The organism is Mesorhizobium sp. 2RAF45 (assembly GCF_052115225.1).
Taxonomy (GTDB): domain Bacteria; phylum Pseudomonadota; class Alphaproteobacteria; order Rhizobiales; family Rhizobiaceae; genus Mesorhizobium; species Mesorhizobium jarvisii.
The window spans coordinates 89,138-102,936 of record NZ_JBFRGG010000005.1 but is presented as its reverse complement, the minus strand read 5'-3'; the positions used below and the strand labels follow the sequence as shown (position 1 = coordinate 102,936).

The following is a 13,799-nucleotide window of genomic DNA, read 5'->3' as shown; positions in this document are numbered from 1 at the left end:
AACCATGAAACTCGCCACCTTCAACATCAACAACATCAACAGCCGGCTGGAAAACCTGCTGGCATGGCTGGCGGTGGCGAAGCCCGATGTCGTCTGCCTGCAGGAACTCAAGGCGCGCGACATGCAGTTTCCGCGCACCGCGCTTGCCGATGCCGGTTTTGGCGCGGTGTGGAAGGGTGAGCCGACATGGAACGGCGTCGCCATCCTGGCGCGTGGCGCCGAGCCGGTGCTGACCCGCGATGCCTTGCCCGGCGACGATGCCGACCGGCAGAGCCGCTATATCGAGGCGGCGGTCGACGGCATCGTCATTGCCTGCCTCTATGCGCCGAACGGCAATCCGCAGCCGGGGCCGAAATTCCAGTACAAGCTTGCCTGGCACAAGCGGCTGGAGGCGCATGCGGCGCAACTCCTCGACACCGGCCTGCCGGTCGTGCTGGCCGGCGACTACAACATCGTGCCGGAGCCGCGCGACATCTATGCCACGCGCTCCTATGACGACAACGCGCTGGTGCAGCCGGAAAGCCGCGCCGCATTCGCCGCCCTCATCGAGCAGGGCTGGGTCGACGCGTTGCGCAAGGTCTATCCGAAGGAGACGCTCTACACCTTCTGGGATTACCGCAGGAACCGCTGGCCGCGCGATGCGGGCTTAAGGCTGGACCACATCTTGCTGTCGAAGACGCTCGCCCGCCGACTGAAGGGGGCGGGTATCGACCGCGACGTGCGCGGCGAGGATGGCGCCAGCGATCATGCGCCTGTCTGGGTGGAGTTGAAGTAGCTCGCCTTGGTCATCTCCCGGCAAGCGGCGACGCCCCGGAGTATTCGCGCTTCAGCAGGCTCATGATTTGGGCGTCGACAGGCTCGTTACCGTCCTGCCGGCCAGCACCGGTTTGGTCGCCTGTGTCATGGACGCTCCCTTGATTGGCCCAGCCTTGTTTCGAACGAAGCACGGAATGTCCAGCCATTTCCGTGCGTTCGCGCCCACGCGGCATTCGCTCCGGCGGCCACTCGACTCCGCCGCGGCCTTGCGTAAGATCGGTCGCGGCGAGGGAATTCGATGCGACCACAGCCTGCCAATATCGAGGCCGATGCCGTCATTGGCGGCATCATGAGCCTTGCGCCATGACCAGGGGTGCCGACAGGTTGATGGCGGTGCTGCTGATGGCGCTGGCCGCGGCTTGCCTTGTCCATCTCTATCTCTTGCCGGGCGGCAAGGGTTTCGGCCTGACGGTCATGCATGAGCCTTGGGCGACGCAGCTGGTGGCCTTCTCGCTGCTGGCGTTCGCCTGCCTCGTCGGCGCGGTGCTGTTCTGGGCCGGGCTATTGCCGGGGCGGCCGACGCATCTGGCCGGGACACCGCTATTCGGCCGCGCGGCCGAGGCGCAGGAGACCGGCAGGCCCGGCCTGCGCAAGATCTTTTTCGCGTTGCCGTTGATCGTGCTCGCAGCACTGGCCGTCGACCGGTTCGGCCCGTGGGGCGGCGGCGAGGTGGCCAGCCTGCCGAGCGAACCGCCGAATGAACCGAAGACGGCCGAACCCAAGCCCAGTGAACCCAAGCCCGATGAACCCAAACTTGCCGAGCCCAAACCCGCCGAGCCGAAGGGCCAGGATGTCGCCAGCGCACCACCGGCACCTGAGCCTGCCCCTGCGCCAGCCCCGCAACCAGCTCCGCCACCGATAGCCGCCAACCCGCCGCCGGCATCCGCGCCGCAGGCGCCGGCCGCTCCGCCGGAGGTCGCGGTCGTTCCGCCGCCCACCGTGGCGCCGTTGCCGCCACCACCGCCGGCGGCGCCGACGCAGCCGGACGGCCATCGCGACGCGGTCGTCTGGCTTGCGGTCGCGCCGGACGGCCGATCGATCATGAGCGCCAGCACGGATCGTGTGATCAAGTTGTGGGACATTGGCGGCAAGCAGCTGATCCGCAATCTCGGCGTCCACAAGGACATGGCGCGCACCGCGCTCTATATGCCCGACGGCGTCAGCGCGCTGACGGGCGGCGACGATGGCGAGATCGTGCTGCGCAAACTTGCCGACGGCACTGTGCTGCATGTCTTCCAGGCCGGCCAGAATGGCGGCGTCAACAAGCTGGCGATCAGCCCGGACGGCAAGCGTGCCGTCAGCGGGCATGACACCGGCAATGTCATCGTCTGGGATCTCGTCAACAATTCCGTGCTGCATGTGCTGACCGGACACGACTGGTCGATCAGCGCGGTCGCCGTCTCGCCCGACGGCAAGCAGGCGCTCAGCGGCAGCATCGACGGCACGCTGAAACTCTGGGACATCGAGAGCGGCAAGCAATTGCGCAGCTGGCACGGCCACGAGCAAGGCACCTATGGCGCGGTGTTCACCGCCGACGGGCACCATCTGATCACCGGCAGCGGCGACCTGACGATCAAGGTCTGGGATCTCGACAACGGCCGCGAGGTGAAGCGCTTCGAAGGCCATGAAGGCACGGTCTACACGCTGGCGCTGTCGGCCGACGGCAAGCGCCTGCTGTCGGGCTCGCTCGACGGCACGGCACGGCTGTGGGACATGGAGACCGGCAACCAGATCGCCCTGTTCGACAGCCAGACCGGGCCGATCTACGCCGTGGCCTTCGCCCCCGACGGCACGGTGCTGACCGGCGGCTACGACCGAACCATCAGGGATTGGCCAGCGGCTGGAGGGGATGGTGTGGTGCTGTTTGCCGGCGCCCCGGGTTGAGGGTCTGGTGAGGCTGGTTCTTCTTGTTGGGCAAGTTCTTGATCGCCTTCCCCGCCATGCTATGTAAAAATCATGTCAGCACCCAGCCTCATGGCCAAAGCGCCACTCGTCGTGATCGATCTTCAGACCGGCATGTTCGACGGCCGGCACGAGCCGCCGATACACGACGCACCTGCCATTGCCGAGCGCGCCCGGGCGGTGATCGACTGGGCAAGGCGCGGTGGACGCAAGGTCGCTTTCGTCAGGCATGATGGACCCGAAGGCGATCCGCTGGCGCCGGGCGAACCGGGGTGGCCGGTGTGGCCAGCCCTTGGCCAGGCCGACGATGAGCCGACCTTCGCCAAATCCGTGCGCGATGCTTTCGGCAATCCGGCCTTTGGCGACTGGGTCGCCGGGCAGGGAGACGGGGGCGTCGTGATCCTCGGCGCACAGAGCGATTTTTGCGTCGCGGCAACCGTCAGGGGCGCGATCGCCAGGGGGCTCGGTGTCACCGTGGTTTCCGATGCCCACAGCACGCTGGACAGCGCCAGCGAGAGCGCTGAGCAGATCATCGCCCGGCACAATGACGAATTCGCCGAGGCCGGCGTCAATCTGGTGACGACGAAGGTGCTGGTTGGCGGCTGAAGCGGCAGTCATAACAGGCCGGCCCGCCGGACGGATCACAGTGCCAAGCCATGGCCGACGCGGGCGGGGGGGCGCATTGTTGGGATGGCTGGGCGCCCGCGTCAACCAGGGCGGCTCGTACCGCCGCGATAACACAATGGCACATTGCCGGGCCGCCGAAACTTCCGCGAAAGCGGAATAGGCAAGAGCCGCGGTGCGGATTCGCGCTCTGCCTCGCCGGAACATTCGCCAAGGGCAATTTCGTGAAACAGTTTTTCGCCGCCGCCGCATTGACCCGCGGCGGGCGGGCGGCGAGGACTGGCGCTTTCAGGAGAGATGGCGCCCATGAGCGAGCGGACGATTTTGAGCGAACAGACGATTTTTCGCAACGCGAAGCTGGCCGATGGGTCGCTGGCGGATTTCTTCGTCACCGGCGGCCGCTTTAGCGCCATCGCGCCAGCCGGCAAGGCGCCGCCGGCTGATTTCGCCGCCGTTGCCCCCGGCACCGCCGACCCCGCCATCATCGACCTTGATGGCCAGCTTGTCGTGCCGGCCTTCGTCGAGGGCCACATCCATCTCGACACCTCGTTTTATGGCGATGCCTGGCGCCCGCACATTCCCTGCACCAACGGGTTCGACGTGCGCGAGCGTGTTGCCTTCCAGGCGCGAAACCTTGCCGGCGCCGCGCCGATGGCGGAGCGCGCGAAGAACCAGCTCGAGCTCTGCGTCGGCAATGGCAGCCTGGTCATGCGCAGCCATGTCATGGTCGACGCCTCGGTCGGGCTCAGCCATGTCGAAACCATCCTGGCCGTGCGCGAAAAATACCGCGACCTCATCGACATCCAGCTCGTTGCCTTCCCGCAAAGCGGCATCCTGTCCTCGCCTGGCACGGCGGAACTGCTCGACGAGGCGCTGAAGCTCGGCTGCGACCTTGTCGGCGGGCTCGACCCCGCCAGCTTCGACCGCGACGTGAACGGCCATCTCGATGTGGTGTTCACCCTGGCGCAGAAGCATGGCGCCGGCGTCGACATCCACCTGCATGATGGCGGCGCGCTCGGCCTGTTCCAGGTCGAGGAGATCGCCGCGCGGACAAAGGCGCTCGGCATGGCGGGCCATGTCGCCGTCAGCCATGCCTATGGCCTTGGCGACATCCCCGCCGACGCCGTGGCGAAGGCCGGCGCGATGCTGGCGGCCGCCGGCGTGGCGATCATGACCAACGCGCCCGGCAACCATGCCTTCCCGCCGGTGGCGGCCCTGCGGCAGGCTGGCGTCACCGTCTTCAGCGGTTCCGACAACATCCGCGATTCCTGGTGGCCCTACGGCGATGGCGACATGCTGAACCGGGCCAACATGATCGGCTATCGCTCCGGCTTCTACGAGGACCGCGAGCTCGAGGCGGCGTTCGATGTGGTGACCCGTGCCGGCGCCAGGGCGCTGGGGCTGGCGGACTATGGCATCGTTGTCGGCGCCAGCGCCGACTTCGTCGCCATGTCGGCGCAGCACGTGCCCGAGGCGGTGGTCGCCGTGCCAAAGGACCGCACGGTCTATCGCCGGGGCAGGGCGGTAGCGAAGGATGGCAAGATGGGGTGAGGGTGTTGGCCAGCAGCCGCCCCCCGACAAGGGAAACAAGCGTTGATTACGGGGAGCCGCCGCCGACCTTGTTTCTCTTGCCAGAATTTATGTTCCACTTCGAAATCTTTGAGCCGTAGGCGTTCGACTGAATGTTCCATCCGCTTGAGCTTGCACCAAGGGAATTTGCGACCCTTAGATACTGGTAAACGTTTCCAGTTATGTTTCCAAAATTTGCCGCGCTGTCGACAATGACGCCAGAGCCACTGCTTTTACCGAATGGATTGAAGATGTTGTTCTCTGCAATTACGAATTGATCGCCACCGCCATTAATATGGACCCCGCTTCCGGATTTTGGTATCTCAATCGTATTGTGTGTTACATATAGGCCGACAATCGGGGAAAAAGTTGCAATAGTATCGCCCTTAACATCAAATGAACTATCAGAGATGTTGATCTGATCAACCTCCGATTCGGCCGCTGGAACGACTATTCCAGCTTCACCATTGAGGAAATTGCTCTGAGTCACAAAAAGTCCCTGAAACAATGTTCCCAGCGAAATACCATTCGCAGTATTAATGAAATTGCTCTTCGAGACCATCATGTTAAAAGCGTAGCAGTGACTGGTCGCATTGCCCGTAGCAAAAATTCCCTGCATGCTGGAGCCGTTCTCTCCAAAGAAGTCGACGCTATCAACATCAACAAACGATAGATTGTTAAGGGTTAACCCTCGACCCCAGTGATTTCTAAAGGGAAAACTTCCCGTGCCTTCAATCGTCAGATTGCTGAAACGCGACGATTGTTTTGACCCTCCGCAATCAGAGCTGGTGACAGCGATCGCATCATGATCGTTCGCCGTCGCCGATAGAACAGCCATATCGTCCATTTGGATGGCTTCCTCGTTCGACAACGTGAAATTGAATCCTGCCGTCGTTCCAGCGAAGACGATCTTGGTCACGTTGGGGCCAGCGCCATGGACCGCAATGCTCGAACCCACGCCAGGTTTCGCCGTGGCCGGACCGCTGAATCTGTAGGTCCCAAGCCCGAACGATATGCAGATCGGCCGATTGCCAAAATGGCTGATGGCGGAATTCCAAGCCGCAAGATTGTCGGTCGAGCCGTTGCCGTTGCCACCGTATGCCTCAATCGCGACGCAGCCTGATATCACGTCGTCTGGCTTCGGGGGGACGGGCTGTGCAAAAGCCAACGATTGGAGCGACAACCAGGCGACCATCAATGAAAGGCAGCGAAACATGGAAACCTTTCTCCCTATATCGGGACATAGTTCGGTGCTGCCGATGGGCATGCTAATTGTGGCTTGACGGTGGAGGAGTCAGTTACATTTCAGTAAGATTCCCCCTATGAGGCCGTCATTTCGGAGGGCGGCCGCGCGGCATGCAAGCTGGATCAGTTTGCCGCACTGCGATCGGTAGCCTGAAACGATCGGGCGGGTGGGGAAGACAGCGCGCGTTGATCCGACGGCTCATCCTTGAGGTAGAGCAAGCCGCCCAGGACGAGGAATACAATTCCCACCGCCACAAGTCCGACCATCAACACGGCGACCGCTGTAGCCGGGCCGTGGCCTGTTCTGGTGATGATGGACCGATGGTGCATCGCTCTTCCTCGAAATTGGATCCGGTCCGCAAACTTGGCGGTTAACGATGGCAAAGGCGGGATGTTCCCGATGACGGGCCGTATCGGTCTTTTGCGTTTCCTTTTGGGACCAAGGTCTTAGGTGACTGAAGCAAAGGTCCGACGGGTCCTGTTCGGTTCCGGCAATGTCCATTGGATGTTCCGCTGTTTTAGCCAATTCATATATAATGCCTTTACCCTACCGGAGGCAAAAGCGGGCGTCGGACAGGGCAGAATATCGGCCGACCGCCATGTGACGATAGTGTGCTACCTTCCACATCTATCGGACAAAAGGCCTTCCTCCAGGCAGATCAAGTGGAACCTCGTTCAGCCGGGACGGCGAGGCAAACAGGCTCCTGCCGATGTTCAGGAATTCGAACTTGCAGACCTCGCGCCGGCTTTGCGGCGCTGCCATGTCGCGGTTGCGCACCGGCATGGTGAAGCCGAATTCGCCGCCTTGCCGTCCGCCGCGATCGATCCAGTACCGGGGCGGGGTTAGCCCTGAGGATTACGCCGACATTGGGAAGCGTGCGTTGTGTCCCTGAAGCTAGCCCAGCCACCACCACAGCGCCGCAAACACCACCAGCGCGGCCGCTACCGCCAGACCCAGCATGATGTAGGAGCCCTTGATGATGTCGCGGATGATCTTCTTGATTGTCTCGCGGTCGTTGAGGTTGGGGATAGGCTCGTTGGGCAGCGCAACGCCGAGGAAATCGCAGAGCGGGCCCCAGCCTTCGGTCACTTTGTAGACCAGCAGCCTGTGCGGCGGCACCGCAGCCTTCACCTCGTCGATATAGGTGTTGTAGCGGGCAACCGCCTTGGCGCGGTCGTTCATCACGCCGTCCAGCGTGCGGCCCCATATCAGCTTGCGCGACATGTCGCCGAATTTCCAGCCGAAGGGCGTCAGCCATTCCACGATCTTGAACTGCCAGACATTCTCGGTGAAGTAGATTGTGTCGATCGTGCTTTCGTACCACGCCTCGGCGCCGCGCGGATGCAGGGTCAAAAGCACCTTAGCGTCGGGGTAGGCGGCCAGCTATTCTTTCCACACGCAGCAGCCGGGATTGTCGACTGTCGCCGTATAGTTGGCGAAGACGCGGTTCCAGTCGTGCTGGCTGCCGGGTGGGCTGTTGGCCACCTTGCGCCAGAAATCGAGATGGCCCTTGTTGGCCTTGTTCATGATCACTTCCTGCATGTGATAGCAGGGCAAGCCGAGCCTGTTCAGCGCGGCAAAAGTCGACCACGTGCCGGTGCGGCCGAAACCGGCTCCAATCAGTTCGAGCGTCATTTCCCCATCCCCCGGACTTATTTTCTGCGCTACCCACAGTCCTTGAGCATCAAATTGCTCCCGACCAGGTCAACGCGCAACAAATTTCGAGGGTGGGCTAAGGTCGGACGATCACATAGTTGCGTAGTTGCTAAAATAATGGAACTTTGTCCGCGGGCATTGGGAATTCGGGCAGGGAGTCGTGCGAAACCGGGTGGTTTCGGCGATGTGGGATCGATGTATTTTGGGCAGTTTCTCGTGGGGATGTCAGCCACGACCATTGTCGTCGCGGGCTGGGCTTACATGGCCACCGGGTCGTTCTGGAAGGCGCTGGGCTGGACGATAGCCGTGCTGGTCCTCCTCCAGGTCGGCTATTTCGTGCTCGTCATGCGGCTGATCTACAGGCGCGCCCGCAAGGCGGCAGATCAGGGCGAGGTCGACGCCGTTCCGCCGCTGCATCGCGACGGTGTCTCGCTGTGAGGCCAGACGCTTGTGAAGCCGGACAGTTGTGAGGCCGGATACTGGGATAGCAGTGGATGACCCGCTACCAGCCCATCCATTCGCGCGTGCGCCAGGCAAGGCCGACAAAAGGAGCCATCAGCGCTATAACGACAAGCATCAGCGTGAAGGGATGCTTGGTCACGGAGCGACGGGGAGCCATGGCGCGATCATCCTTGCTGGAGATTAATGCGTCGAACAACGTCATGACGGTCACATGGTTGCATCTGAATGGGCCATGTTATCCGCGCTGGAACCGGATGCGGGCGCTGGCGTTTTCCCGATGTGACCGGTGAGGCTGCCACCTCCGCCGGCACGGTTTGAGGCTCGCCTTGCTCCCGGCCGGGCGAGCCTTTTTCATGTCTTCGACAACGGTATCTGGAACGACATCGTGCGCTCTACGTTAGCTGTCGCTAAGGCAACAGGGGGATCGCATTCTTTCGAAAGGGCACCTCGGGTGCATCTTCCGAGGAAAGTGTATTTCACGACATATCCCTAAAAAATATAATAATCACGGATTTTTGAAGCCGTGATTATGTGTTTTCGCCTGTTTCCGAAAATAATCAAAATAGGCATTTGTTGGGCGTGCCGCATTTATTCCACAAATTGCGATGGAACCTCGTGGCAGTGGTCGAGTTTTCCTACAGGGCGGGAAGCCCGGGCAATTGATATGGAGGTTGTTATGAAACATTATCTTTCGAGTGTGGCAGCCGCGATCGTCCTCATGGGCGGCATCGGTGCGGCTGTGGCGGACACAATCGTCGTTCAGCCGGAGCAGGAGACGGTGGTTCGCGAATACGTCAAGAAGCAGCCGCTGGCGTCGGTCAATCTGTTGGGCCTCGAGCTCAAGCTCGGCTCGCCGGTGCCTGACAAGGTCGAACTGCGCGAAGTGCCCAATGTCAAGTATCGCGTTGCCGTGATCAACGACCAGACAGTTCTGGTCGACCCCGACACACGTCAGATCGTCGAGGTGCTGCACTGATCCATGGCTCGGCCATGACAGTGGGTGCGACACCAGCATAGCCTTGGGAAAAGCCCGCCACGGTTCGTGGCGGGCTTTCTTGTGAAGTTGGCTTTGCGGCCGCCTTCGGCGGCCAGCTTGTCCTGCGTGTTGGTGTCGAAATCGCCGGCGTCGTGGCGCTCATGCAGCTGCATAGCCGGTTCGCCAAAGGCGCGGTTGACCATGCGGCCGCGCTTGACAGCCGGGCGAGCGTCGATGGCCTTCGCCCAGCGCTGGACGTGCTTGTATTCCTGCACGGACAGGAACTCGCCGGAATCATTGTACATGCGCCCGAGCGCCAGCCCGCCATACCAGGGCCACACCGCCATGTCGGCGATCGTGTAATCCTTGCCGCCGAGATATTCCGTTTCGGCCAGCCGGCGGTCGAGCACATCGAGCTGCCGCTTGGTTTCCATGGCGAAGCGGTCGATGGCGTATTCGAATTTCTGCGGCGCGTAGGCATAGAAATGGCCGAAGCCGCCGCCCAGATACGGCGCCGAACCCATCTGCCAGAACAGCCAGGACAGGACTTCCGCGCGCGCCGGCTGCTCGGTGGGCAGGAATTCGCCGAACTTTTCGGCGAGATAGACCAGGATCGAGCCGGATTCGAAAACGCGCACCGGCGTGGCGCCGCTGCGGTCCATCAGGGCCGGGATCTTGGAGTTGGGGTTGATCTCGACGAAGCCGCTGCCGAACTGGTCGCCATCGTTGATCCTGATGAGCCAGGCGTCGTATTCGGCGCCCTTGTGGCCGCGCGCCAGAAGCTCCTCCAGCATCACGGTGACCTTGACGCCATTCGGCGTCGCCAGTGAATAGAGCTGCAGCGGATGCTTGCCGACGGGCAATTCCTTGTCATGCGTCGGCCCGGCGATCGGCCGGTTGATGCTGGCAAAGGCGCCGCCATTTGCCTTGTTCCAGGTCCATACTTTCGGCGGAGTGTAGTCTGTCATGTCGGGCCTCGTGGGGAAGGGAAGGACGGGAATGGGCGGATCGATCTACAGCTAGGGCTGCGGAGGCAAAAGTTCAACTTGCGTTGAACTATTGTTTATGTGGGAAAAGCGCTTCTTCCTTGTCCCCTTCTGGGAGAAGGTGGCCTCGCGAAGCGAGGTCGGATGAGGGGTGTTCCAGGGAATGCCGACGCCTCACTCCGCTGGAGCACCCCTCATCCGTCTCGGCGCTACGCGCCGATCCACCTTCTCCCGCAACGGGAGAAGGCAAGAACTATCGATGCGCACCTTGCACCATCCCCTCCGAGGCATACCTATAAGAGAAGCCGCCAAGCATTTGCATCGCAGGACAAAATCATGGCCATCAATCCCAATCCGCGTTCCGTCGTTGCCGTGCGCGCGACCGTTCCCGAAGATGCCTTCACGGCCGGTGCGCTGGGCACGCTCAGGGAAGGCAGCGGCGTCGTCATCCGCAATGACGGGCTGGTGCTGACCATCGGCTATCTCATCACCGAGGCCGAGGAGGTCTGGCTGACCGCGCATGATGGCCGTGTCATCCCGGCGCATGCGCTGGCCTATGATCAGGAATCCGGCTTCGGCCTGGTCCAGGCACTGGCGCCAACCGGTCTGCCGGCGGTGGCGCTGGGCGATGCCGGCAAGGCCAGGATCGGCGACGCGGTGGTGCTTGCCGACGGCATCGGCCGGGCGGTCGAGGCCAAGATCGTCACCAAGCAGGAATTCGCCGGCTATTGGGAGTATCTGCTCGACGAGGCGATCTTCATCGCGCCGGCGCATCCGTCCTGGGGCGGGGCGCCGCTGTTCGGCGCCGATGGCGCGCTGCTCGGCATCGGTTCGCTGCGCCTGCAGATGAGCCGCGCCGGCGAGGTCGCCGATATCAACATGGTGGTGCCGATCGACCTGTTGCCGCCGATCCTCGATGATCTGCTGACGCGCGGCCAGGTGGCCAAGCCGCCGCGTCCGTGGCTCGGCGCCCTGTCGGCCGAAAGCGACGGCAAGGTGGTGGTGATGAGCGTGACGGAGGGCGGCCCGGCGGCCAAGGCCGGACTGCGCCAGGGCGACGTTATCTCCGAGGTGCGCGACGGCGCGGTCGACGGTCTCGCCGATTTCTATCGCAAGCTGTGGGACAGCGGCTCGGCCGGCGCCGAGATCCCGATGCGCGTGGTGCGCGACGGCCGCGAAACCTGGCTGCGCGTCAAATCCGCCGACCGCGGCAGTTTCTTGAAGAAGCCGCAGCTGCAATAGGCCTGATGTCGGCCGGGCGATGCATCCCAGACTGCTCAAGACCTTTCTCGCTGTGGCACGCAGCCGCAACATCACGCGCGCCGCCGAGGCGGTTCACCTCGCGCAATCGAGCGTCAGCGACCAGATCCAGTCTCTCGAGGCCGAACTGGGCGCTGCCCTGTTCACACGCTCGAAGTCCGGCTTGGAGCTGACGCCGGCGGGGCTGGCGCTGAAGCCTATCGCCGAAGAGCTGCTGCGGCTCGACGGCGAGGCGCGCGCGGCGGTGCTGGCGGCTGCCGGGCGCACTAGCGGGGCACTGACCATCGGTGCGCTGGAGACGATCGCCTCGGCCCGTCTGGCGCCCTGGCTGCCAGGGTTCCAGGCCGGCCATCCCGATATCACCGTGCGGATGAAGGTGGCCGACAGCGGCACGCTGCGACATTTGCTGGAGGACGGCGACATCGACGTCGCTTTCTGCTTCGAGCGTCAGGACGGTGCGAAGGGCGCGGCCGACGGACGCCTGGCCAGGCGCGCGATAGGGGCCGAACCGCTGGTTCTGGTCGCGGCTCCGGGACAAGGCACCGCGCCGCGCGACCTGGCAGACCTTGCCGCGCTGCGCTTCGTGGCGACGGAGCCCGGATGCGTCTACCGGCATATGTTCGACACCGCCTTTGCCGAGGCGGATATGGCGCCGCCCAAACCAGCGGCCGAAGTCGGCAGCATCGGCGCCATTGCCCGGCTGGTGGCGAGGGGTGCCGGGCTCGGCCTCATTCCCCGTCTCGCCGTCAGCGATGCGCTGGCGCGCGGCGATCTCAGGGAATTGCCATGGCCCGGCCGAATGCAGGCGGCACCGCTGACGATGATCTGGCGACGCCGGCGCGTCCAGCCGCCGGCGCTCAGGCAATTGCTCGCCGCCGCGCGGGACACGCTGGCGCCGGAACGCCTCGAGACGGGTTCAGAACTTGAATCGGCTGATAGCTCCAAAGCACTGTTTCCAAACAACACCCTGGCGAAGACTGCCGCCAGCTAAACCAGCCGGTGCCCGCCTTCGACATGCAGCGTCGTGCCGGTGGTAAATCCGTTGCCGATGAGGAAGAAAATGGCGTCGGCGATGTCTTCGGGCTGGCCGACCCTGCCGACCGGCAGCCGCTCGGCCATCGCCGCCAGCATCTCGGCCTTGCGGTCGCCGGCGACCTGAGCCCAGATCGTGGTGTCGATCCAGCCGGGCGAAACGGCGTTGACGCGGATCGGCGCGAGTTCGACGGCAAGCGCCCGCACCAGCCCTTCGAGCGCGGCGTTGACGGCGGCGACGACCGAGCCGCGCGCGGCCGGCCGATACGCGGCGATGCCGGAGATGAAGGTCATAGAGCCGTTCGCGGCAAGCCGTGGCGCGCCGTGCTTGGCAAGCAGCAGCGGGCCGAAGAGCTTGCTGTCGACCATGCGTTGCGCCGCCTTCAGGTCAAGCTCCGGCAGCAGCCTGTAGGCGCCCTCGATGTCGGCCGCCGTGCTGACGATGTGGTCGAGCCCACCGATCTCGGCGAACAACGCCGCGACCTGGTCTTCCCGGGCGATGTCGACGACGGCTACCTCCAGGCCGGAGGGATTGCCAAACGCCTCGCGTGCCTGTCGCAGCCTTGCTTCGCTGCGCCCGGCGATGATGACTGTGGCACCAGCCTCGACGCAACGCCTGGCAAGCGCCAGGCCCATGCCGGAGCCGCCGCCGACGATCAGGATTTTCTGGTTGAAAGGTTCATTTCGCTCTGCCTTTGCTTTGACGGGACAAGGGCAGGGAATTGGCAGGTCGGTGTGCCGAGAAGGAAACGGAAGAAACCGATAGCGCCATCGGAAATGCCGATGATGCCGCACATGAATGCGGTTCCGGTCAACGCACCAGTGGGCTGTCCCAGACGGCGAACAGCAGCGCTTTGAGCTGGTCGAAGCGCTCCGGCCCAAGCTCGGTGCGCCACTCCTCCTCGATGTCGCGCAATATGTCGACCATCTTCCAGAAGGCGGCGTGGCCGCGTTCGGTGGCGTGAACCACACGCGCGCTGCCTTCGCCGTCGGAGCGGACAATATAGCCGTAGCCTTCGAGGCTGCTGAGTAGCTGGTTGATCGCCTGTTTGCTCATGCCGGCACGTTCGGCGATGGTGCCGGGGCGCGCGCCGTCCGGGCCGGGAAACTGCAGCACGGCCATGTGCGGCAGACGCAATTCGTCGAAACCGGCAGCGTTGAGCTCCTTGATCAGCCGGCGCTGGATGGCCTGCGCCGGCACGCGCAGCAGGGCGCCGATCAAAAGGTCGGTGGTCTTGGTCTGCAGGACTTCGGCTGAGGTGGCCATTGA

At 63.4% G+C, this 13,799-nt stretch carries 12 protein-coding genes and 2 pseudogenes; 8 read left to right on the top strand and 6 right to left on the bottom strand.

Annotated elements, in window-relative coordinates:
- Positions 1–4: 4 nt before the first annotated feature.
- The 4 genes from xth to AB4Z43_RS16100 all read left to right on the top strand — a co-directional run bounded on the left by xth (position 5) and on the right by AB4Z43_RS16100 (position 4,893).
- The gene (xth, locus tag AB4Z43_RS16115) at positions 5–775 is read left to right on the top strand and encodes an exodeoxyribonuclease III (protein WP_202362129.1); all 771 of its coding nucleotides are present in this window, start codon (positions 5–7) and stop codon (positions 773–775) included.
- Positions 776–1,119: 344 nt separating this feature from the next.
- A complete protein-coding gene (locus tag AB4Z43_RS16110) occupies positions 1,120–2,700 on the top strand; it encodes a WD40 repeat domain-containing protein (protein ID WP_441938351.1) in 1,581 nt (526 codons plus the stop codon).
- A 90-nt stretch (positions 2,701–2,790) separates the two neighbouring features.
- Positions 2,791–3,324: an isochorismatase family protein gene (locus AB4Z43_RS16105; RefSeq protein WP_441938349.1), complete on the top strand. Its 534-nt coding sequence runs from the start codon at positions 2,791–2,793 to the stop codon at positions 3,322–3,324.
- A gap of 324 nt (positions 3,325–3,648) precedes the next feature.
- A complete protein-coding gene (locus AB4Z43_RS16100) occupies positions 3,649–4,893 on the top strand; it encodes an amidohydrolase family protein (protein ID WP_441938347.1) in 1,245 nt (414 codons plus the stop codon).
- 46 nt (positions 4,894–4,939) lie between these two features.
- Here the strand turns inward: AB4Z43_RS16100 and AB4Z43_RS16095 are convergent, their stop codons facing one another.
- Positions 4,940–6,127: a hypothetical protein gene (locus AB4Z43_RS16095; RefSeq protein ID WP_441938345.1), complete on the bottom strand. Its 1,188-nt coding sequence runs from the start codon at positions 6,125–6,127 to the stop codon at positions 4,940–4,942.
- 924 nt (positions 6,128–7,051) lie between these two features.
- Positions 7,052–7,792: pseudogene (locus AB4Z43_RS16090) on the bottom strand (sulfotransferase family protein).
- Between the two features lie 243 nt (positions 7,793–8,035).
- On the opposite strand from AB4Z43_RS16090, the gene AB4Z43_RS16085 reads away from it, so the two are divergent.
- Together AB4Z43_RS16085 and AB4Z43_RS16080 are read left to right on the top strand one after the other, a co-directional pair.
- Positions 8,036–8,251 carry an exopolysaccharide production repressor protein gene (locus AB4Z43_RS16085; RefSeq protein WP_317452359.1) on the top strand — a complete coding sequence of 72 codons (216 nt, stop codon included), beginning with the start codon at positions 8,036–8,038 and terminating at the stop codon, positions 8,249–8,251.
- 700 nt (positions 8,252–8,951) lie between these two features.
- Positions 8,952–9,251 (top strand): DUF1236 domain-containing protein, encoded by a 300-nt coding sequence (locus AB4Z43_RS16080; protein ID WP_019859507.1) that lies wholly within the window; start codon positions 8,952–8,954, stop codon positions 9,249–9,251.
- A 107-nt stretch (positions 9,252–9,358) separates the two neighbouring features.
- On the opposite strand, the pseudogene yghU reads toward AB4Z43_RS16080, so the two are convergent.
- Positions 9,359–10,219: pseudogene (gene yghU, locus AB4Z43_RS16075) on the bottom strand (glutathione-dependent disulfide-bond oxidoreductase); the annotation flags it as partial.
- Positions 10,220–10,573: 354 nt separating this feature from the next.
- Here yghU and AB4Z43_RS16070 point away from each other — a divergent pair.
- Both AB4Z43_RS16070 and AB4Z43_RS16065 read left to right on the top strand, forming a co-directional pair.
- Entirely contained in the window at positions 10,574–11,479 is a 906-nt protein-coding gene (locus AB4Z43_RS16070; RefSeq protein ID WP_019859505.1) for a S1C family serine protease, read from the top strand.
- Between the two features lie 19 nt (positions 11,480–11,498).
- Positions 11,499–12,488, top strand: a complete 990-nt coding sequence (locus AB4Z43_RS16065) for a LysR family transcriptional regulator (RefSeq protein ID WP_441938342.1) — start codon at positions 11,499–11,501, stop codon at positions 12,486–12,488.
- Here the strand turns inward: AB4Z43_RS16065 and AB4Z43_RS16060 are convergent.
- The 3 genes from AB4Z43_RS16060 to AB4Z43_RS16050 are packed head-to-tail and all read right to left on the bottom strand — an operon-like array spanning position 12,485 to position 13,796.
- On the bottom strand, positions 12,485–13,165 hold the full coding sequence (locus AB4Z43_RS16060; protein WP_441938340.1) for an SDR family oxidoreductase: 681 nt from the start codon (positions 13,163–13,165) through the stop codon (positions 12,485–12,487). The genes AB4Z43_RS16065 and AB4Z43_RS16060 overlap by 4 nt on opposite strands.
- A gap of 20 nt (positions 13,166–13,185) precedes the next feature.
- Positions 13,186–13,326 carry a hypothetical protein gene (locus AB4Z43_RS16055; RefSeq protein WP_441938338.1) on the bottom strand — a complete coding sequence of 47 codons (141 nt, stop codon included), beginning with the start codon at positions 13,324–13,326 and terminating at the stop codon, positions 13,186–13,188.
- 14 nt (positions 13,327–13,340) lie between these two features.
- The gene (locus AB4Z43_RS16050; RefSeq protein ID WP_019859502.1) at positions 13,341–13,796 is read right to left on the bottom strand and encodes a MarR family winged helix-turn-helix transcriptional regulator; all 456 of its coding nucleotides are present in this window, start codon (positions 13,794–13,796) and stop codon (positions 13,341–13,343) included.
- Positions 13,797–13,799: the final 3 nt, after the last annotated feature.

What these genes read in the sequence shown, in the direction of transcription:
- AB4Z43_RS16095 (WP_441938345.1), bottom strand. Translation starts at nt 6,127, where the DNA reads ATGTTTCGCTGCCTTTCATTGATGGTCGCCTGGTTGTCGCTCCAATCG.
- AB4Z43_RS16065 (WP_441938342.1), top strand. Translation starts at nt 11,499, where the DNA reads ATGCATCCCAGACTGCTCAAGACCTTTCTCGCTGTGGCACGCAGCCGC.
- AB4Z43_RS16050 (WP_019859502.1), bottom strand. Translation starts at nt 13,796, where the DNA reads ATGGCCACCTCAGCCGAAGTCCTGCAGACCAAGACCACCGACCTTTTG.
- AB4Z43_RS16110 (WP_441938351.1), top strand. Translation starts at nt 1,120, where the DNA reads ATGACCAGGGGTGCCGACAGGTTGATGGCGGTGCTGCTGATGGCGCTG.
- AB4Z43_RS16100 (WP_441938347.1), top strand. Translation starts at nt 3,649, where the DNA reads ATGAGCGAGCGGACGATTTTGAGCGAACAGACGATTTTTCGCAACGCG.
- AB4Z43_RS16085 (WP_317452359.1), top strand. Translation starts at nt 8,036, where the DNA reads ATGTCAGCCACGACCATTGTCGTCGCGGGCTGGGCTTACATGGCCACC.
- xth (WP_202362129.1), top strand. Translation starts at nt 5, where the DNA reads ATGAAACTCGCCACCTTCAACATCAACAACATCAACAGCCGGCTGGAA.
- AB4Z43_RS16105 (WP_441938349.1), top strand. Translation starts at nt 2,791, where the DNA reads ATGGCCAAAGCGCCACTCGTCGTGATCGATCTTCAGACCGGCATGTTC.
- AB4Z43_RS16055 (WP_441938338.1), bottom strand. Translation starts at nt 13,326, where the DNA reads ATGTGCGGCATCATCGGCATTTCCGATGGCGCTATCGGTTTCTTCCGT.
- AB4Z43_RS16080 (WP_019859507.1), top strand. Translation starts at nt 8,952, where the DNA reads ATGAAACATTATCTTTCGAGTGTGGCAGCCGCGATCGTCCTCATGGGC.
- AB4Z43_RS16060 (WP_441938340.1), bottom strand. Translation starts at nt 13,165, where the DNA reads ATGGGCCTGGCGCTTGCCAGGCGTTGCGTCGAGGCTGGTGCCACAGTC.
- AB4Z43_RS16070 (WP_019859505.1), top strand. Translation starts at nt 10,574, where the DNA reads ATGGCCATCAATCCCAATCCGCGTTCCGTCGTTGCCGTGCGCGCGACC.